15 protein-coding genes are annotated in these 20,231 nt (G+C 64.6%); 6 read left to right on the top strand and 9 right to left on the bottom strand.

Features of this window, described 5'->3' with window-relative positions; all coding sequences use genetic code 11:
- The first annotated feature begins 4 nt into the window (after window positions 1–4).
- From moeB to AAGD32_02715, 3 genes are all read left to right on the top strand, one after another.
- Window positions 5–1,306 (top strand): molybdopterin-synthase adenylyltransferase MoeB, encoded by a 1,302-nt coding sequence (gene moeB, locus AAGD32_02725; GenBank protein ID MEM8873151.1) that lies wholly within the window; start codon window positions 5–7, stop codon window positions 1,304–1,306.
- Between the two features lie 54 nt (window positions 1,307–1,360).
- Window positions 1,361–2,284: a tRNA epoxyqueuosine(34) reductase QueG gene (gene queG / locus AAGD32_02720; protein ID MEM8873150.1), complete on the top strand. Its 924-nt coding sequence runs from the start codon at window positions 1,361–1,363 to the stop codon at window positions 2,282–2,284.
- A gap of 156 nt (window positions 2,285–2,440) precedes the next feature.
- Window positions 2,441–3,043: a hypothetical protein gene (locus AAGD32_02715; protein ID MEM8873149.1), complete on the top strand. Its 603-nt coding sequence runs from the start codon at window positions 2,441–2,443 to the stop codon at window positions 3,041–3,043.
- A gap of 84 nt (window positions 3,044–3,127) precedes the next feature.
- On the opposite strand, the gene AAGD32_02710 is transcribed toward AAGD32_02715, so the two are convergent.
- The gene (locus AAGD32_02710) at window positions 3,128–3,577 is read right to left on the bottom strand and encodes an Hsp20/alpha crystallin family protein (GenBank protein ID MEM8873148.1); all 450 of its coding nucleotides are present in this window, start codon (window positions 3,575–3,577) and stop codon (window positions 3,128–3,130) included.
- Window positions 3,578–3,726: 149 nt separating this feature from the next.
- On the opposite strand from AAGD32_02710, the gene miaA reads away from it, so the two are divergent.
- A complete protein-coding gene (gene miaA, locus AAGD32_02705; GenBank protein MEM8873147.1) occupies window positions 3,727–4,596 on the top strand; it encodes a tRNA (adenosine(37)-N6)-dimethylallyltransferase MiaA in 870 nt (289 codons plus the stop codon).
- Window positions 4,597–4,635: 39 nt separating this feature from the next.
- On the opposite strand, the gene AAGD32_02700 is transcribed toward miaA, so the two are convergent.
- The 3 genes from AAGD32_02700 to AAGD32_02690 form a co-directional block, all read right to left on the bottom strand.
- Window positions 4,636–4,944, bottom strand: a complete 309-nt coding sequence (locus AAGD32_02700; GenBank protein ID MEM8873146.1) for a hypothetical protein — start codon at window positions 4,942–4,944, stop codon at window positions 4,636–4,638.
- Between the two features lie 60 nt (window positions 4,945–5,004).
- On the bottom strand, window positions 5,005–6,162 hold the full coding sequence (locus AAGD32_02695; protein MEM8873145.1) for a site-2 protease family protein: 1,158 nt from the start codon (window positions 6,160–6,162) through the stop codon (window positions 5,005–5,007).
- Between the two features lie 126 nt (window positions 6,163–6,288).
- Entirely contained in the window at window positions 6,289–6,732 is a 444-nt protein-coding gene (locus tag AAGD32_02690; GenBank protein ID MEM8873144.1) for a calcium-binding protein, read from the bottom strand.
- A 15-nt stretch (window positions 6,733–6,747) separates the two neighbouring features.
- On the opposite strand from AAGD32_02690, the gene AAGD32_02685 reads away from it, so the two are divergent.
- Window positions 6,748–7,470, top strand: a complete 723-nt coding sequence (locus tag AAGD32_02685; GenBank protein MEM8873143.1) for a hypothetical protein — start codon at window positions 6,748–6,750, stop codon at window positions 7,468–7,470.
- A complete protein-coding gene (locus AAGD32_02680; GenBank protein ID MEM8873142.1) occupies window positions 7,463–8,077 on the top strand; it encodes a hypothetical protein in 615 nt (204 codons plus the stop codon). Before AAGD32_02685 ends, AAGD32_02680 begins: the two co-directional genes overlap by 8 nt.
- A 158-nt stretch (window positions 8,078–8,235) precedes the next feature.
- Here AAGD32_02680 and AAGD32_02675 read toward each other — a convergent pair whose 3' ends face one another.
- The 5 genes from AAGD32_02675 to AAGD32_02655 all read right to left on the bottom strand — a co-directional run bounded on the left by AAGD32_02675 (window position 8,236) and on the right by AAGD32_02655 (window position 20,170).
- A complete protein-coding gene (locus AAGD32_02675) occupies window positions 8,236–11,226 on the bottom strand; it encodes a 2-oxoglutarate dehydrogenase E1 component (protein MEM8873141.1) in 2,991 nt (996 codons plus the stop codon).
- A 115-nt stretch (window positions 11,227–11,341) separates the two neighbouring features.
- The gene (locus tag AAGD32_02670) at window positions 11,342–11,815 is read right to left on the bottom strand and encodes a hypothetical protein (protein MEM8873140.1); all 474 of its coding nucleotides are present in this window, start codon (window positions 11,813–11,815) and stop codon (window positions 11,342–11,344) included.
- Window positions 11,816–12,137: 322 nt separating this feature from the next.
- Window positions 12,138–16,319, bottom strand: a complete 4,182-nt coding sequence (locus AAGD32_02665) for a hypothetical protein (protein MEM8873139.1) — start codon at window positions 16,317–16,319, stop codon at window positions 12,138–12,140.
- Window positions 16,320–16,401: 82 nt separating this feature from the next.
- Entirely contained in the window at window positions 16,402–17,847 is a 1,446-nt protein-coding gene (locus tag AAGD32_02660) for a sugar transferase (protein MEM8873138.1), read from the bottom strand.
- A 10-nt stretch (window positions 17,848–17,857) separates the two neighbouring features.
- On the bottom strand, window positions 17,858–20,170 hold the full coding sequence (locus tag AAGD32_02655) for an AAA family ATPase (GenBank protein MEM8873137.1): 2,313 nt from the start codon (window positions 20,168–20,170) through the stop codon (window positions 17,858–17,860).
- Between the last annotated feature and the right edge of the window lie 61 nt (window positions 20,171–20,231).

Below are 20,231 nucleotides of genomic sequence, written 5' to 3'. Positions count from 1 at the left end.
TCCCATGTCCGTCAACCAACTCCCCGCGCTCAACAACGAGCAAGTCAATCGGTACAAACGTCACCTGATCCTGCCCGAAGTCGGCATGGACGGGCAGAAGAAGCTGCTGGCGTCGAAGGTGCTTTGCATCGGTGCCGGCGGGCTCGGGTGCCCGATCAGTCTGTACCTCGCAGCGGCGGGCGTCGGCACCATCGGGCTGGCCGATGTCGACGTCGTGAGCCCATCGAACCTGCAGCGACAAATCCTCTTCGGCACCGACCAGGTCGGCCAGGACAAGGTTGCTGCGGCGTCGGATCGACTCGGCAAGCTCAACCCCGACGTCAACGTCGTCAAGCACAAGACCCTCGTCAGTGCCGACAACGTGATGGACCTCATCGCCGGTTACGACGTCATCATCGACGGCACCGACAACTTCCCGACGCGTTACTGCGTCAACGATGCGTGTGTGCTGGCGGGCAAGCCGAACGTGTACGGGTCGATCTTCCGATTCGAGGGCATGGTCACGGTGTTCGACCCGACGCGGGAGAACCCGCTGCGTCCGGGCGAGGCGGGGCCATGCTATCGGTGCCTGTACCCCGAGCCGCCGGACCCGGGCAGCGTGCCGAGTTGTGCCGAGGGCGGCGTGCTGGGCGTGTTGCCGGGGATCATCGGCACGCTGCAGGCGTCCGAAGTCATCAAGCTCATCACCGGCATCGGCACCCCGGCGATCGGCAAACTGCTTTCGTTCAGCGCGCTCGACTTGGAGTTCCGCACGTTCAAGATCCGTCGCGACCCGGATTGTCCGGTGTGTGGCGACGAGCCGACGATTAAGGAGCCGCAGGATTACGAGCAGTTCTGCGGCGTCCCCATCCTCGACCCGCAATCCGTTGCCGAAACCAAGAACGAAGTCCGCAAAGCCACAGGAGAAGAAGTGAGCAGCGACAACGAACTCGACGAGCAAGGCCTCCCGCACGGCTACGCGTTGGACACGCAGCGCGAGATCGCCCCGCGTGATTTGAAGGCCAAGCTCGACGCGGGCACGCCCGGCGAGGACTTCCTCTTCATCGACTGCCGCCTGCCGACCGAGGTCGCCATCACCACGATCGACGGCAGCGAACTCATCCCGCTCCAACAACTCGACGCCCGTTTCGATGACGAACTCGACGGCAAGCAGGACCGCGAGACGATCGTCTATTGCCGCAGCGGCCAGCGGAGCTTGCAGTTCGTCGACTTCCTCAAACGCCAGGGCTTCAAGAACGCCCGCAGCGTCGCCGGCGGGATTCTGTTGTGGAACAAAGACGTGAACCCCGGCGGCGTGCAGTACTGATGCGTTGACGGGATTGAGCCGCGGGTTGTCAGCCCGCGGCTCATATCATCCCTTGTGGCTGATCCGCAACAACTCGCCGCGGAGGTCAAGGCGTTGGCCCGCCGGGTCGGCTTCGACAAGTGCGGCATCGCAGACGCAACGCCGTCGGCACAGTCCGACACGTTGCGGCGCTGGCTCGACGCCGGCATGCACGGGGAGATGGAGTGGATCGCCAAACGCTTCGATGAACGCGAAGACGTGCGACGGTATCTGCAGGGTGCGCGGTCGGTCATCAGCGTCGCGCTGAGCTACCACGTCGAACTGCCGCCGGTGCCGGAAGGGCACGGACGCATCGCCCGCTATGCCTTGGGCGAGGACTACCACAAGCATCTCAAAAAGCGGCTCCACGTGGTCGCTGACGGGCTGCGCGGATTGGCCGATTGCGAGACCAAGGCGTGTGTTGACACGGCCCCGGTGCTCGAGCGCGAGTGGGCCGCCCGGGCCGGGATCGGTTGGCAGGGCAAAAACACCTGCACCATCGATCCGAAGCTCGGCAGCTACCTCCTGCTCGGCGAGATCATCACCACTGCAAAGCTCACGCCGGACGCCTCGGCCGTCGACCGCTGTGGCACCTGTACGCGCTGTCTCGACGCCTGCCCGACCGATGCGATCTACGAGCCGTACAAACTCGACGCGACCCGCTGCATCAGCTACCTGTCCATCGAGCATCGCGGCGAACTGCCCGACCCCACGCTCATCGACGATTGGCTCTTCGGCTGCGACATCTGCCAGGAGGTCTGCCCGTGGAACCGCAAGGCGCTGCTCAGCGACGACCCGGCGGTGCAGCCGAAATTGCCGCCGAGCTTCGATCCGGCGGAGGTTCTTGCATGGGATGAACCGACCTACCGGGACACCCTGCGTGGCACGGCCGTCAAGCGTGTGAAGCTGCCGATGTTCCGGCGTAATGCGGCAGCCGTCCTCGTGAACACGCGGCCGTGATTTTAGAAATTTGCTTGACGCTGTGCGCGGTCGTGTCACAATGCGGGAAGCCCGTTGGTTCTTACGGGTGACAGATAGCCCGGATGTTTGCGTTGGAGGGACTGCCCGTTCGGGCGGTGCGGCGTGACGTCGGCGGCTGTCGTAATGGAGGAAACCATGACCCAACCTTCCCGATTCGGGGCGGCGCTGGCGTTTGGTATGTTTGGCGCTGCCATTTTCCCCGCGACCGAAGCAATGGCGGCCGTACTCAACTTCACGCTCGCCGACGCGTTGGCCGAGGTGGATGTCACGCTCACCGACGTGCCGACGGGTGTTCAAGTGGATCTTACGGTGGATACAAGCACCACCGGCAACTTCGCGGACATCCGGGCGTTTTTTGTCGATCTCAGTGACGACACGCTGCTGGGGGGACTTGGCTTCGTCGGGGCGGACGTCACCGACCATGACTTCAGCGGCTCGGTGAGCAATCTCGGCAATGGTGCCAACGTCAATCCCGACAGCTATGAGGGAGGCATCGAAATCGGCACACCGGGCGCATCGCCCGACATGCACACCACGACGACCTTCGTGCTCACGCACCCTGGACTTGACGTGGTCGATTTGTTCGGCGAGCGCGTCGCCGTCCGGGCGACCAGCGTTGGTACGGATCCCACCGGAGACGGCAACAACGGCAGTGTCAAACTTACCGGTACCGCCATTCCCGAGCCGACGATCCTTGGCGGCCTGGCGTTACTCCCGCTCCTGCGGCGTCGGCGTTGAACGAGATCAGGAGTTGGACGAAGATGCAAAACAGTGAGGCCTCGGATCGAAAAATCCGAGGCCTCGTTTGATTGAAAAAGCTTCTTAGCTCACCGCGATCTTCCGGGGCTTGCTTTCCTCACGCTTGGTCAACGTGATGTGCAGCACGCCATCGTTGAGCTTGGCTTCGACCTTGCTTTCGTCGATGGTCGGCGGGAGCTGGAAGCTGCGGCTGAAGTAGGTGTGACGCCGCTCGTTGAGGAGCAGGTCGCCGACCTTGTTCTCGGCCTCGGCGTCGCGCTCGGCGGTGATCTCCAAGGTGCGGTCTTCGAGGGTGATGTTCACCTCATCCTTTTGGAAACCGGGCAGTTCCGCCTCGAAGTAGAGATGGTCGGCGTCCTCGCGAACGTCGACGGGGTACGGGGCGGAGCGGCGGCCGGTCGTGGTTTGCGGGGTGGCCCCGAAGAGGCGATTGAGCATGACGTCGAAGTCACGCTGCAGTTCGCTCATGGGGTCGTTGGTCTGGGGGCGACGAACGGTGGTGGGTAGTGCCATGGTGATATCTCCTGATGCGTGGACTATGGAAGTTCTGTGAAAAATGCCTTGCGGAATCCAACAGATTGCAACGAGTGTGCCAGCGAAAAACCTTGATTTTTGGGTCGCTATCGACATCGGCCGGCTGCCAGAATTACAGTGCTGCCGACGTGGCAGGCTTCTCGCTGCATGGCGTGATCGGTGCGACCGGCTCGGGCAAGAGCGGGCTGGCGCTGCGCATGGCCGAGGCGATGGGCGGGGAGATCCTGGCGGTCGATTCGATGACGGTGTACCACGGCATGGACATCGGTACGGCCAAGCCAACGCCGGCCGAGCGGGAGCGAGTGCCGCACCACGGGTTGGACCTGGTCGAGCCGAGCGAAGCGTTCACGGCCCGGCGGTTCGTGGAATACGCGGACAGGGTGGTCGAGGATTGCCGGCGGCGGGACGTGCCGCTGGTCGCGGTGGGCGGAACGCCGCTTTACTGGAAGAGCTGGCTGGAAGGCATCTTCGATGGCCCGAGCGCGGACGCGATGCTGCGGGCGGAGCTGGACGCCTTGCCGAACGAAGCGTTGATGGCCGAGCTGCAGCGCGTTGACCCGCCGACCGCTGAGCGATTGCACGTCAACGACCGCCGGCGTCTCACGCGGGCCGTCGAGGTTCACCGCCTGACCGGTACGCCCATCAGCGAGTTACAGGAACAATGGGCCACGCCGACGCGTCGGTTCGACATCGAACTCGTCGGCCTGCGTTGGGAGCGCTCGGTGCTCAACCGCCGCATCAACGCCCGCTGCAAGCAGATGATGGCCGACGGTTGGCTTGAGGAAGTGCGAGCCCTTGGTCCGCTCGGCCCGACCGCGTCCGAGGCCGTTGGCTACAAGCTGCTGACCGACCACCTCGCCGGCAAGCTCCCCCTCGACGACGCCGTCGAGCAGATCAAGATTCGCACCCGGCAGCTCGCGAAGCGTCAGATGACGTGGTTCCGCCGGTTTGAGGGTGTGGCATGGTGCGATGGCGTGAACGAAACAACCCACGCCTGAAGGCGTGGGCTTTCGTGGAGACTCGCTCTGATTGCTGGCTTACGCCTTCTCGACACTCACATACTGCTCGACGCTCTTGATGTCCTTGACGAACTGGGCGGTCGTCGGCAGGGTCGCGGTGGCGCCGACGGCGAGGTCGGGGTGGACCTTGCGGGCGTACTTGGTGTAAATCCGGCCGCCGCGACGCTTGGGCTTGTCCTTGAAGCCCCGGCTACGCAGGTCCAGCGGCTTGCGGAACTCATCGTCGCTCATGAACAGGCGTTCGATGGTCTTGCGGGCCGAGTCACGCTTGATCAGCGATTTGACGGTGACTTTGACTTTGCTGGTGGCGTCGGGGGTCAGGTCCATGGTGGGGCTCCAAAATGCGGGTCGGCATGTTAGGCGCGCCCGTGGCGACGGCAAGCGGGCTCACAGGGTCGGTTGCCGGTGCACGACAGGTTCCTGGGCGGGTCTGGGGTAGAGCGCACGGATTTGCATCGCCCGCATCAGGTCGGACCGACCCACGATGCCGACCATCCGTCCGCCACCGTCAATGACGATCAGCCGGCCGACCCCGTTTTCGCCCATGACCTCGAACGCTCGGAAGCAGTCCTGATCGGCCGGCAAGGTGACGACCTCGCGTCGCATCACCGTGCGTACCGGGGCGTTCGGATCGTATTCGTCCCCCAAATCCCGCAGCCCGATGGTGCCGACCAATTCGCCGGCATCGTCGACGACGGGAAAGCTCGAATGCCGACGCTGGAACATCGTCGAGACCAACGCGCCCAGCGAAGCCTCGGCCGGGACGGCGACGACGTCAGGCCGCATGATCGCCCGGATCGGTAAGCCGCGCAGTGCCTGCTCCGCGACCGACTGTCGCGTCTCCGCACTGACTGCGAGCCAGATAAACCCCGCGATGAGCAGGTACCACAACTGTCCGCCGAAGATCGCCAGTACGACCAGCCCCAGCGCCAGCGTCTTGCTCACGATGGCCGTAATCCGTGTCGCCTTCATGTGCGGTACGGCCAAGGCCAGCAGCGAACGCAACACCCGCCCGCCATCAAGCGGCAGGGCAGGGATGCAGTTGAAGATGGCAAGCACCAGGTTCACGAACGCCAACAGCGTGAACACCGCGTACGCCGCCGGCAGGGCGGTGACGGGCGTGACCCAGACCAGCACCGCGAAGACGGCCGCGACGGCGAAGCTGGTGAGCGGACCGACGATCGCGATGACGGCCTCGGCACCGCGTTGACGCGGCATGCGTTCCAGTGCCGCCACGCCGCCGAGTAGCCAGAGCGTGACGTGGCGTGTACGCACGCCATAGGCGCGAGCGGTGAGGACGTGTCCGAACTCATGGATGAGCACCGAGAGGAAAAGCCCGCCCGCCGCGACGGTGCCGATGAGTGCCGGCGTGATCCCGGTACCGATCCCCGTCGCGACCGGATCGATGCCGATCATGTCCGCGACGTCGAGGACATTGCGGGCCATGACGTAGATGAACCACGGCAGGATGATCAGGAACGACCAGTCGAACCCGACGGGAACGCCGAAGACCTTGAACGGCAGATTGATGGGCTTGCCGAGCACGGTCGAGTTTAGTGCAACGGGTGTGCCGCAATCGCGACCCGACGGGTCGCAGTCATTCGAAAGCTGGTCTCGATAGCTGCGGGCTGGTAGCCCGCCGTCTTCGCGTCACAAAGTGTTCGTTCCCGCTCACGTCGTTGTCTCGATGCTCTGGAGCAGGTCCCCAGGGTCGACTTCGGCGGTGTCGGTGCCGCTGTCGCCGAAGAGGATGTCGGCGAGGCTGTTCCTGGCGAAGAGAGAGTCGTCGCCTGAGCCGCCTTCGAGGCGGTCGATGCTGGGGCCGCCGGTGAGGAGGTCGTCGCCGCGGCCACCGCGGATGAAGTCGTCGCCGGCGTTGCCCTCGAGACGGTCGTCGCCGCCCATGCCGTCGATGTAGTCGTTGCCTCCGCGGCCGTAGATGCGATCGTCGCCGCCGAAGCCGCGAAGCTGGTCGTTGCCGCCGCCGACGATCAAATCGGAGTGCGTGCCGCCGTGGCGTAGGGAGCAACGCTTTCTCGATCGGCTCGCATGACAGATGCACCCAAACAGGCACTTGTGCGGAAGGATCAGGGCGATACGTTGTTGCGAACTCAAACCTAAAGGGGACTCATGTTTGAATTACTTGAGCAACGCCGGCTCCTTAGCGGTACCGTCGTCACCATCACTACACCGGATCACGCTGTCACCGAAGGCGAGATCATCACCTTCGAAGTCCAACGCACAGGCGATCTGTCCGAAGCGCTGACGCTCGATGTGACACTTAGCGGCACCGCGACGCCGGGAGTTGACACGATGATCCCGGATGGATCGCTGATCTTCGCACCAGGCGAGGACACGGCGACTTACTCGCTTGCGGCTGTTCCTGACGTTAACGCTGAGGTGACCGAGAATCTCGTGGCTCGGGTGGACACGTTGGTTGAAACGGACATCTTGATTGACCGAGGCAACATTGATGTATCTATCGACAACGTCCCAGCGGCCTCGCCATTGGGCGGTCATGATGCGGGGTTGGGTGAACCAGAGGAACAAGAAAATCTTCCATTCGCTATTCCAGTTTTCCCGAGTTGGAATATGTTCGATAACGACGATCTCGATCGCTTTGCTGGCAGGAGTTTAGTGGCAGGTGTTGAACAGGATCTTCTTTTACCCGTACAACAAAATGACGGCATTTACTGGGTGTCGATTCCGGCCGGATCCAATATCAGGGTGAATTTCGTACAAGATGCTGGTGGTGCCGTTACCCCGTTTATCGTGGGAGCCAGACCGCCGGGAATGGGTGTGATCACTATTTTCGGCCCCGACGACCCCATTCAGCCTCCTCGTGATGAATGATGCTGCGATCCATTACGAGCCGATGCGATTGGCTCGACTGGCTAGGCACAGGCGCGTACTCAAGTACGCCTGTGCCTCGTTTGTTGCTTTAACGGCGTTGTTGGTTGGCTTGAATATTACGTCAATCGTCCAACGACTTGACCAGCTTTGGGCCGTGCGTTCACTTGAATCTCAAGCCGTCGATAGTGTTCGCATGGAAAAGCTGCCAAACGGAAACTGGCAGATGCTTTCGCCTGAATTGGCGATATCTGACGAAAAGCACAGGGAACACATTGCCAAGTTCGTGCCCGGTTTCCCAAGGCATGAAGACATTGTCGTTTTTCGGGGTCAGCGAGGACGCGATGATGTGATTTATATCGTGTTCCTGGATGCAATAACTTATCACGTCGTGACCGTTGAAAGCTCCTCGATTCGGCTGTTGACATCCGGTGATGTGGCAAGCAATGTTCGGCCTTCCTTTGCTTCCCCGCTGTACGTTCCGCATTTGGGACTTGAGCCGGGCCATTCAAAAGAGGAGCTACTTGAAATGTTTGCCGCTCATTCAAAAATCAGCAAGGTCACGATGTCGCCGTCGGACGGACGCTTGAAGCTGATCAAGGGCGAATAGTTTGTGTAGGCGATCTCTAATGCACCATATTGCATGCGCACCGGACCTGATTTCCCCTATCCAGTGAGTGACGATTATAGCATCTTGGGTGATGGGGCACGGTGATTACTTTCCGTGCACTTCTTGTACTGTCGAAGCCAGTTGCCGTGTTTATCGACTTATGAAGTTAAGTCGAGCGCCTCGGCGAGTAGATCTTTCTCCTCGCGTTCGTGTAGCTTGGCGGAGCCGACGGCGGGGCTGGCGGCGGCTCCGCGGCCGGCGTACTCGATCGCGTCGTCGGGGAAAAGCGCTTGAAGCCGCGGGCGGATAAAGCTCCAAGCCCCACGGTTGGCCGGCTCCTCCTGCACCCAACTCATACTTGTCCGCTTGCGGTAAAGCCCGACGATGTCGGCGAGCTGGTCGGCCGGTAGCGGGTAGAGCTGCTCGGCGCGGACGACGGCGATGTCGTCCCGTTCGGCGGCGGCGCGGGCTTTCTCCAGCGCGTGGTAGATGCGACCGCTGCAAAGAAGCACGCGGGTGACGCCGTCGCGCTTCTTGGCTTCGGTGTCTTCGAAACGCGGGTCGTCGATGATCATCTTGAACCCGCCGTTGGTCAGGTCGTCGAGCGTCGAACGTGCCGCCGGCAGTCGCAACAATGACTTGGGCGACATGACGATCAACGGCTTGCGGAACGAACGAACGACCTGCCGACGCAACGCGTGGAAGTGCTGGGCCGCGGTCGACGGATTGACGACCTGCATGTTCTGCTCGGCGCACAACGAGAGCCAACGTTCGAGGTACGCGTTGGAGTGCTCGGGGCCCATGCCTTCGTAGCCGTGCGGCAGAAGCAGGACCAGACCGTTCATGTACTGCCACTTGCTCTCGGCGGCGACGAGGATCTGGTCGATGATCGTCTGTGCCCCGTTGACGAAGTCGCCAAACTGTGCTTCCCAAATGACCAAGTTGCGCGGGTCGGCCGACGCGTAGCCCCACTCGAAGCCGAGGCATGCGAGTTCCGAGAGCATCGTGTTGCGGATCTCGAAGTCGCCACGATCGACGTCGGGCAGGGCGGCCATCGAGCAGAGCGGGATGAAATTCTCGCCCGTGTTGACGTCGTGGAGAACGGCGTGGCGGTGGCTGAAGGTGCCGCGTTCGACGTCCTGACCGGTGAAGCGGACGCTCGTGCCTTCAAGCAGCAGTGACCCCAGCGCGAGCATCTCCGCACAGCCGAAGTCGATCTTCTCGCCGGTCTCGACCGCAGCGCGGCGGGCGGCGATGACGGTCTTCTCGACCTTGTCGTGCGGCGTGAATCCGTCGGGCAACTGGTATGCGCGGTCGATGACTTCTCGTAGGACCTGGGCGCTCACGGCCGTGTTCGGGTTCCAGCCTTCGGGGAAGCGGGGTGCCGGGCCGAGCCCTTTCCACGCGCCGCTGAAGCTCGGCACCTTCTCGCGAACCTTGGTTTCCTTCGATTGCTCACGCGCTTTGTCCAGGCGATCAAGCACCGACTGCTTCATTTGCTCGGCATCTTCTTCGGTGATCGTGCCTTCGTCGATGAGCGTCTGCTGGTAGAGCGTGCGGACCGACGGGTGGTTGTCGATCAGCTCGTACATCTCCGGCTGAGTGAAACGTGGCTCGTCGGCTTCGTTGTGGCCGTGCCGGCGGTAGCAGTAGACGTCGATGATCACGTCCTGCTTGAACAGCTGCCGGAACTCCACGGCGAGCTGCGCGACGAAGCAGACGGCCTCGGGATCATCGCCGTTGACGTGGAACACCGGCGCGCCGATGGTCTTGGCCACGTCGGTCGCATAGGGCGTGAACCGCGACTGAGCCGGTGGGGTGGTGAAGCCGATCTGGTTGTTGGCGATGATGTGGATGGTGCCGCCGGTCTCGAAGCCGGGCAGTTCCGAAAGCGCGAGCGTCTCGGCGACCGAGCCTTGGCCGCAGAACGCCGCGTCGCCGTGGATGCAGACCGGAACGATCTTGGTGCGATCGCCGCCGGCGTCCCATTCCTGCTTGCAGCGGATGATGCCCTGCTGGATCGGATTGATCAGTTCGAGGTGCGACGGGTTGGGCAGGAGGGAGACCTTGATCGGCTCGACGCTGCCGTCGTCCATCGTGATCTCGCGAGTGTTGGCGTAGCCGAGGTGGTACTTCACGTCACCGTCGACGCCCTGGGGCAGTTCATTGGTGCCGGCAAACTCCGAGAGCATGACCTCGTACGGCTTGTTCAGCACATGGGCGAGTACGTTGAGCCGACCACGGTGGGCCATCGCGCAGACCATCGCCTTGGCCCCGTGGCGGCGCGAGTCGTCGGCGACGATGTTCATCAACGGTACCAGCGCTTCTGCACCTTCGATCGAGAAGCGCTTGGCACCTTTGAACGTCCGAGCCAAGTAGTGTTCGAACTCCTCGGCGGCGATGAGTTCAAAGAGGATCTGCTTCTTCTGTGCGTCATTGAAATCAGGCTGCGAAAGGACCGGCTCGATGCGGTTGGTCAGCCAATCGCGTTGGGCCTTGTCGACCATGCCGGTGAGTTCGATGCCGATGTTGCCGCAGTAGGTCGCGCGGAGTTTTTCGACGAGATCGCCGAAGGTGCCGTCGCAGTGACCGGCGAAGGTGCCGTTGCCGACGTTGCGGGACAAGTCCGCTTCGGTGGCACCGAAGTTTTCGAGGGCGAGGTACGGGTTCGGATCACGCGGCAGGCCGAGCGGGTCGATGTTGGCCGAGAAGTGACCGAACTCGCGGTAGGTGTGGACCAGGTCGTAAACGCCCAGCGTCAGCGGCAGGGCATCGTCCCCCTTGCGTTCGGAGGGCAGTTGGCCGAAGCCACGCATGGCACGGGTGATCAGTTGCGGTTCGAGCGGGGTGTCGGCGGCGTTGGCGTCGAGCTTGGGCAGTGAGCCGCTGTCGCCGCCGGCGAGATCGAAGCCCGCGAAGAACGCTTGCCAGTCGGAGCCGACCGAGCCGGGGTCTTCCTTGTACTGGTCGTAAAGCGTGTCGAGGTAGTCGGCCGCACCGGCACCCGTGAGGGCGGCGGCGGCGGAGCCGACCGAACCGTTGTCAGTGTGGAAAGAAGTCGAGGAGACGTCGGAGGGGTCGGCCGTTTGAGTGGCCTGACCGTTCGAGGTTCCGCCGGCATTCGCGTGAGTCGCGCTGCTGTGTTCCATCGGTGGCGTGCGGTCTGCAAAACGGACCGCTTGATTGCAGTCACGATGGTAGCCGACCCTCTTTGACGCGGTGGATCACACGCGCCGAAAATCAAGACAATTTATCCCATAAGGATTATCGCCGGACGCGTGCCAAGCGCGGTTGCGGCCGGTGGTGTTTTCGCAGCCAACCGACGCCGACCAGCAGCGTCACCGTGGCAAGTCCGCCCCACGCACCGGCCGGCAGCGGCACCACCGGGCGGGGCGCCTCGGCGTCGGCCGAGAGGTCCACGTACGACACCGCGTCCGCCGCCGCACGTTGGTAAGCGCTGGGCAATTGCAGCCCCGTCGACGCATCGGGCAACGCGAGGACGCTCACGTTTTGGCGGGCTTCGATCTTCGCCATCGCAAGCGCGGCTTCGGCACGCGGTTGCTGAAGTTGCATCGGCACCGATACCGGCGTCGCCCCGACCGTCAACGCCGGTGCGGCGATCCGATACGGCGAGTCGCTCGGGGCCTGATCGACGATCACGGCGGGCGGGGAGGTGCTCACCGGCCCAGCGAAGATGGCCGGCGTGACGCCAAGGCCGACCAACAGAATCAAAAACATCAGTGCAATGCACGATCCTAGCGGAGCGAACCTCGCGGCCCTCCGGCTGTGTCGCGGCGAATGACTGTGCTGCATCATCATGTGCCGGGGCTTCGTGCCCCGCTCCCTAAGTTTCCCCAAGCTTGCCCCGATCGGCCCGGAGCGATTTTCTTCCCTGCACTCCGCAGACATGACGCCGCCGTATCATCGCATATTTCACCGTTCGTGGAACGGAAAAAGACGCGCCCGCGACAGGGCAATCGCGGGCGCGGGTGCAGTTTGGCAAGTTGTGGCCAAAGTAGGGCCGTTACGGCCGGCCCATCTTGACCATTCACGCACCTGGCTACTCACGCAGGGCGCGTAGTTCGTCGAGTTCGCGGCGCAGGTGCGCGGCGAGTTCCGACCGTTGCGTCCGTTGGGCGAGAGCGGCATCTGCACGGCTTAGCAGCCGGCGGGCGTTGATTCGGTCGCCGTTGTTGAACTTGAGAGCGGCCAGTCCGAGTAGGGCGTCGAGGTTCTGCGGGTCGGCCCGCAAGGCAGCATTGAACCGCTCCTCGGCCAGGGGCATGTCGCCCAGCGCTGCTGCGATTCGGGCGGCCGTGTCGAGAAACGCCGGGTTGTCGCCGTTGCTCGCCAGCGCGGCGTCGGCCAGCGATTGAGCCTCGAGCAGCCGGGCCGTGCCCTCGCCGGGAGTTTGCAGCAGCAGGAACGCGAGATTGTTGAGCACCGGCGCGTGTTCGGGCCGGCGAGTCAATGCCTCGCGGTAGAGTGCCTCGGCCGCCTGCTGGTCGCCGTAGCGATCGTGCAAGTCCGCGAGGCTATAGAGTGTGTCGACGTCACGCGTGCCGAGCGCTTCGAGCCGGCTCACCGCGTCACGGAACAGCTCGGCGTCGGGGTAGCGTGCCGCGAGGTGCCACCACGCGAACGCAACCGCGCGGCGGTCCGCCTCACGCTCGGCGACGCTCAGGTCGTCGGGCAACTCGGCCGCTTCGAGATCGAGCAGCCAGCGCCGTGCGTCGTTGCGTTGAGGCACTGCGATGGCTGCGAAGTTCAGCGCGACCTGCCGCCAGTTCATGTCCCGCGCCGCGATGGGGTCGATCAACTCGCGGGCTTCGCGCATCCGGCCGGCGGTCGAGAGCGCTTCGGCCGCGATGGCGATGGTCCGCCCGAAACGCATCGGTTCGGCCTGCGCCCGATCGAAGTACGGCCGCAGTAAATCCACCGCGTTCGACGGCTCGCCTTCACGGAGCATCGCCTCGGCGATGAGCGTGTCGGGGACGACCCGGTCCTCGAGCGTCCGGTCGCGCCAGACCTCGCCGGCCCGACGGGCGGCGGAAAACCGGTTGGCCCGCATCGCCGTGGTCGCCGCGAGTTCCGCGGCACGGGCGTCGTTGGGCAACGTGTCGAACACCTTCAACGCCCGATCCGCGGCCCGATCGAACGAGCCCAAGCCAAGATGCAACCGGATGACCCATTGCTGCAGCGGGAGCAAACGCGGATAGCGGTCGGCCACTTCGTCGAGTTTGGCCAGCGTTTCCGCCGTGACTTCGTTGTCGAAGTCCCGCGCGTCACGCAGCAGCGTGAGTGCTTCGGTCCAGGCAGCGCCTTCGTCACTGTCGCCCATTTCCCGTTCGACCACGGCGAGCAATGCGGCCAAATCGTCGGGTTGGGAGCGGGTTTGCTCGAGCAGCGCCGCTTCACGGGAGAGCCGGGCGAGCGTCGGGTCGGTTTCGACAAACGGCTCGGCGGCCCGGCGTGCGTTGGCGTACGCCTGCTCCGACATGTACAACGCGGCCGACTGGCGGGCGACGCGTAGTTTTTCGGCATCGGTCGTCGCTTGCTGCTCGGCGGCGGTGAGCAGCGCACGGGCGATGTCGGGGCTGCCGAAGCGGGCCTCGAACGCGGCCGTGCCGAGCGACCTCTCGAGTTCGGCGATGTGCGGTTCGTTGAGGCGTTCGAGCAAGCCGCGACCGGCCGCGAGGTCACTTGCACCCGCGTTGATCGCGGCGGCGACGATCGCGTTGGCCGGCGGACGGGGGTTGTCGAGCAGCGTCAGCAGTACCTGGTCCGCCTCCGCATCGGCCCCGCGGCGCCGTAGCAGTTCCGCGAGCACCAGCCGGCCGTTGGCGTCGAGCCGGCCGAGTTGCTCGGCCACCCGCAGCACTTCGATCGCGCGGTCGGGCTGGCCCAACTCGGCGAGGTGTCCGGCCAGCACTAGGCGCTGCTGGGAGTCGAGTGCCGCCTCGTCGGCGACCCGCTCGGCGATCAGCCGGGCGTTGTCCAGTTGGTTCTGGCCGCGGAGCATGCGGACCAGTTCGAGGCCGGCTCCCGCGGCGTTGGCCGGGTCGAGGTCGTAGGCCGCGCGGTAGTAGTCGATCGCGCTGGCGGGCTTGCCGGTTTGTTCGAGCGCGCGGGCCAGCAACACGCGAGGCGCGATCAGGTACGGCATGTCGCCGGCGAGGTCACGCAACAGCCCGGCGGCTTCCATCGCGTCGGTGTTCTCGCCGGATTCGAGCAGGAATCGCGCCCGTTCGAGCCGCCATTGGTGTGCCGCCTGGCCGGTGAGTTCGCGGAGCCGATCGATGCTCGCGTCGACCAACGCGCGATCTTCCCGAACGGATGCGGCCGAGAGCACGGTGCGTTGCACCTCGGCGTCGTCGGCGAATCGTTCGGCCACCGATTTCCAACGCGTCGCCGCGTCGGGGTCGCCGTCGGCTTCGAGGTAAGCGCTGAGTGCGAGGTGGGCTTGCGGATCGTTCGGGTTGTTGGCGACGAGTTCGTCGAGCGCGTGGCGGCCTGCCTGTGCATCACCGAGCGCGCGGGATCGCAGGGCACGTTCGAGCACGATCCGCGGATCGTCGGAGGCCGCGAGCAACGCGTCACCCATGCCGAAGCCACCGATGGCGTCGACGCGGGCCAGACGCAGGCGTTGGTCGGAGGTGAGCGGCTCGCCGGCATCGACCTTGGCCAAGAGAAGGTCGCGGGCCTTTTCCCCTTGGCCGTTGCGGACGAGCAGTTCGAGGTACGTCGGAAGCGTCTCGGGCTCGCCGGGGTTGTTTTGCTGGATCGCTTCGACGAGTTCGAACAGGCGTTGGCCGGCCTCGGGTTGGGGGGCTTTACGCCAGATCGCTTCGCGGACCGCGGCGATCTGCACCCAGGCGGGCGTGTCGTCATGGGCGCGGGCCAGTCCGTCGCGGGCGGCTCTCATCGCTTCACGCAGCCGACCGGTCGCCGTGAGTTCGCGGCTGATCGCTAGGAACGGCTCGTCCCATGACGGCAGGCGCTCGCTGGCCTCCTCGTAAAACCGCACGGCGAGTTCTCCTTCGCCGAGTTCGGCGTAGGCATCGCCGGTCCACGCCAGGATCGGCACGTTGCCCGGGGCGCGCTGGCGGGCGCGGTCGTAGATCGTGATCTTCTCGTGCGGCGGGACCGTGTCGTCATACCGGGCGGTGATGGCTTCATGCCAACTGCGGGCAGCACCCTCGGTGCGGAGGCTCAACGCTTCGAGTTCCGCCGACGCGGTGCTGCCGGTATTAAGGTTGGCAAGTGCGCGTAGCGCGAGCAGCGTCGTGTCGGTCTGCGGATCGTCGAGGTCGAGGTCGGCCAGCAGGCGGAGGTTTTCGTCGTGGCGGTCGTGTTGCCAGAACCGTTCGGCAAGCTGAGCCTTGAGCTTCGGGTCATCGGTGGTCTCGGCGGCCCGTTCGAGCAGGGCCTGCGACTCGTTGAAGAGCCGCAGCGCGTCGAACATGCCGGCGGTGAGGCGGACCAGGTCGCTGTCGGTCGTCGGTGACGCGGCGGCGCGGCGGAGCCAGTTCATCGCCTCGTCGTTGTCCTTGGCGTAGTTGTGGGCCACGGCGAGGACGAGCATGTACCGCGGATTGTCTGGGTCGTTTTCGTAGAGCTCGTTGGCCCAGGTCAGCACCTCGGCCGCGCCCATCTCCGCGGCGTCCATGAGCCGGGCGGTGGCGATGTAGCCGTTGACGTCGTCGGGGACGACCTCGTTGTAACGGCGTGCGGTTTTCAAAGCGGCCGGCGTATCGCCGTTGGCCGCTTGATTGTCGCGCAAGGCCTTGAGTGCCTCGGGATCGTTAGGGTTGGTTTCGAGGAGCCTGCGGGCGATGTCGACGGCATCGCCGTGGAGGCCGACTCGACCGTTGGCTTCGATCAAGGCGCGCTGGACGTCGACGTCGTCTGGCCGCAGCTCGGCCATTTCATTGAGCCGAACGCGGACCGAGCGGAGTTGGCCGCTGCCCGAGGGCTCGGTGCGGAGCTGGCTGATGGCGTAGGCGTAGGCCGCTTCGAAGTCGTCCACGCCGGAGTCGCCCACGACCGGGTGTAGCAGGTCGATCGCCTCGCGGTAGTCGCCGGCGTCGAATCGGGCCATCCCGTCGGTGCGGTGTTGGGCGAGTCGGTCGGCTTCCTTCTGCTGGTTCTGGTAGTACCACAGCGCACCGCCGGCCACGAGCAAGGCGAGTACGACCAGCAGCGCGATGCCGCGACGAATGGTTTTGGGTCTTAGGGCCATGGGAAGTGTGAGGGGAAGTTTGAAGTATCGGAAGAATCCGGGCTTCGGGGCACTTCAACCTTCCACATTCACACTTCAAACTTCAGTTGCGGCTGCTCTTGCGCACGATCTGCATGACGGTGCGCCAAATGATCTTGATGTCCAGCCAGAACGAGACGTTTTCGACGTACTCGATGTCGTAGCGGATCCATTCCTGGAAGTCGGTGCCGGCGCGGCGGGTGCGGCGGGTTTGCCAGAGGCCGGTGATGCCGGGGCGGACGGACAGGCGTGCCTCGCGCCAGGCGGGTGCGAACTGGTTTTCCTTGTGCGGGGACGGACGCGGGCCGACGATCGACATGTCGCCCAGCAGCACGTTCCAGAACTGCGGGAACTCGTCGAGGTTGTACTTGCGGATGAACTTGCCGACCTTGGTGAGGCGCGGGTCGTTCTCCATGAAGAACTGAGGCCCGTCGGCTTCGTTGACCTGCTCGGCGATGAGCTTTTTCTTGATCTCCTCGGCGTCCTTGCGCATGGAGCGGAACTTCCAGCACTTGAACTCCCGACCGCCGACGGTCTCGCGGACGTGGCCGAAGAACCACGGCCGGCCGTCCTCGAGGTAGATCGCGAGCATGATCAGCGGCCAAAGCGGCGCGCTCAGCAACAACGCGGTGAGCGTGAAGCCGATGTCGAAGGTGCGTTTGCAGAACCGCTGCGTCGGCGACAGGCCGGCACGGGGCGGCTCTTCAGGCTCCGGCGGCGGTTCGGACGGTTCGATCTGCAGCCACTGGATCTCCTCGTGCGCGACATCGCAGATCGGATCGTCCCAGAGCACTCCGGGACCGACGACCGTGTCATTGCCGGTGAGCTTTCGGCCCGCGCCGACCCAGACCGGTCCGACGATGCGGGCGTTCTCGTGGATCGTCGCGTCGCGGTCGGCCCAGACTTGCGAACGGCCGGGCTTCTGGGCGTCACCGACGAGGCGGGCGCGGGTCACCGTGCTGTTGGGGTTGTGCCAGCACGACACCATTTCCTGCAGAAACAGCGCGACCTCCTCGTCGGAGATTCGGTCGTAGATCGTGCCTTCGGTGGAGAGGGCGGCGCGTTCGTGGCGGGGGATGAAACGCCGCAGCCGACGCCAGCCCTGGAGCGGGTTTTGGGAGCGTTGCCAGAGCTGAGCGATCTCACGCTCTGTGCTGAGCACCACGCGGGCCAGTCGACTTTTGCCGTCGTAATCGCGGTTGAACCCGAGGAAGGTATCCCGTTCGTCGGCCAACACCCGTTCGCGGTAAACCTTCTCACGCGTGTCGGCGATCCGCACGAACAGCACCTGTGGCTCGACCCACGAGAGCACGTCCATCGCCTTGTCCAGCTTGAACATCGGCAGCGACCGTGCGTCGGTCAACAGGTACAACTCGGCATGCCTGACGATCTGCGACGGCTCGCCTTGCCGGACGACCTGCACGCCGTACTGCGCCCAGTATCGCGCATGAAGCTGGAGCGGATCGAGGCCCCAGATCGTGCGTGGATTGGTTGGCGAGGCGGTGACCATGTGGCCTTGGTTAGTTTGTCTGTCCGGTCAACGCCCCGGCGACGCCGCCGGTGATCCGGCCGTTGGCTGGGGTGGATCGGGCGACGGATTTCATGCTCATGCCGTTGATGGACTTCTCGAAGTCGTCGTTCTGGGCGCGGTTGAACACGACGCCGGCAACCTTCGCGCCGATCGAGTTCAAGTGGGCCAGGGCACGGTCGACGAACTGGCGATCCTGTCCGCGGCTGACCGCGAGGATGACGCCGTCGACGGCCGCGGCGACGGGGGTCGCCTCGATGCTGCCGAGGATCGGGCCGGTGTCGACCAGCACGATGTCGTAGTCATGTTTCGCCTTGGCGATGAGCCTGCGCATGGCTTGGGGGCTGATGCCGCCAGCGTGTCCGCCTTCGGCCGCACCGACCGGCAACAACGCCAGGTCCGCCACGTCCGTCGGGTGAACGAACTGGTCGTAACTTTCGACATCCCGCAACGAATCGAGAAGGCCCTGCGGTGAATCCTCGCCGCGGATGCCGAGGCGATCGGAAAGGCCCTGGCCGACGAGGTCGGTGTCGATCATGAGCGTGCGGCTGCCGGAGGCGGCGAACGACAGGCCCATCGCGAGGGTGAGCGACGTCTTGCCGTCGCCGGAAGTCGCGCTGGTCATGCAGTAGCTCAGCGGGTCGTCGGTGCGGGCACCGAGTTGGAGCATCGTGCGGATCTGGTGGACGCAGTGGGCGGCGATGGACGCCTGCTCCGGGTCGGAGAGCCTGTCCGGCAGGTTCGGCAGAATGCCCAGTAGCGTGAGGCCCGACATTTGCTCGGCCGCGGCGTCGTCGGAGTAGCGGTAACGGGTGTCGAGCAGGCCCATGAGCAGGACGATGCCGATCGGCACCGAGGCACCGCCGACGGCACCGACCAGGGCCATGCGTGAGCGTTTGTCGGCGTCGACGCTGGCGGGTCCGACGCCCGAGGCGCGGAAGTTTTGGCCTTGCAGGGCGCGGTTGGACTGGAGTTCGTTCATGCGGGCGGTGAGCCGCTCGCCCTCGCGGTCCAGGCCGTCGCGTTGGCGTTCGAGGCGTTCGACCTCGGCCGATGCGGTGACGAGTTTCTGTTGTTCCGTCTGGAACTCGGCCCGCATCTCTTCCTTGAGCCGAAGCTGGGTTTCGAGGGCGTCGAGCATGTTGCGATCGACCATGATGATCGCTTCCTCGGAGCCGAAGATGCCGCCGCCGGGGTTGGGCATCGCGGCGGTGTCGGTCCGCAGGGTCTCGGCATAGGCCTCGATGTCCTGATCGAGCTGGTCGAGGAACTGCTGAGCCTGCGTCACCTGCGGGTGCTTGGCCCCGAAACGCTGGCGGGTGTTGGCCATCTGGCGGTCGGCGGCACGGCGCTCGGCGAGAAGCGTGCGGAGCGTTTCGTCGTTCTTGGCCAGATCCTGAGTCGTCGCGGTGGACTCCCGGCTCAGCGCGTCATCGGCGAGCCGGGTGGCGACGCGGAGGTTGCGGATGTCCGTGTTAAGCTTGTCGAGCTCGTTGTTGAGCTGAGTCTCGCGGATGTCGAGGTTGGTCGTGCCGAACTCGTTGGTGAGCCGGTCGATCTGACGCTGTAGACCCGAACGTGCGTTGAGATTGGTGTTGATCGCGCTGTTGGTGGCGACGATCGTGTTCTCGGTGTCGTTGATCCCGGTGCGTTCCCAGTTGTCGGCGGCGGCCGCGAGCATGGCCTCGACGCCGGCGCGGGCGAGTTTGGGGTCTTCGTGGTTGTAGGTGAAGTAGATGTTGTAGCTGTTCTGGTCGTAGTTCACCGAGAGGTTGCGGATGAACCCGTCGACGAGGCGTTCGTTGTGATCCTTGTCGCCATCGAGCTTCGCGCCGCCGTCGTCACGCCACGGGGCGGAGCTCATGGCGTCCTTGACGGTATCGGGGCCGTTGAGCTCGGCGGCCTTGGTCTTCATGAAGCTCTGGTAGAGCGGGATCACACGGTCGGCCGAGTCGATGTCCTTGATGACCGGGTCGATCGTGATGGAGCCGGTGGCCTTGTACTCCGGTGCGCTGGAGAACCAGCCCCAGACCCCGCCGGCCAGGGCTCCGAGCATGCCCAGCCCGAGTGCGACGCCATACCGGCCACGCAGGACGCGGTGGATTTTCTTGAGCGGAGGCCCGCCGCCGGCGTTCTGAGACTGCATCGGCATGCCGAGCGCGCCGCCGGTTTGCGGGCCGACGGGCGCGAGCGCCCCCGACCCGACGCCGTGACCGACGTTCCGGCCGACGCCGTTCGACCAAATGTCGTCGGGCTGACCGGTGCGGCCGTTGGTGGGGCTGCTTGGCACGATGGACTGACTCATCACCATTCTCCGTCCGGCGGTTGGGCCGGTCCTGTCTTCGATTTGCGCCCAGATGCAAGCG

This window comes from Planctomycetota bacterium, assembly GCA_039182125.1.
In the GTDB taxonomy this organism is placed as follows: Bacteria; Planctomycetota; Phycisphaerae; order Tepidisphaerales; family Tepidisphaeraceae; genus JBCDCH01.
This window is presented reverse-complemented; position numbering and strand designations above follow the sequence as displayed.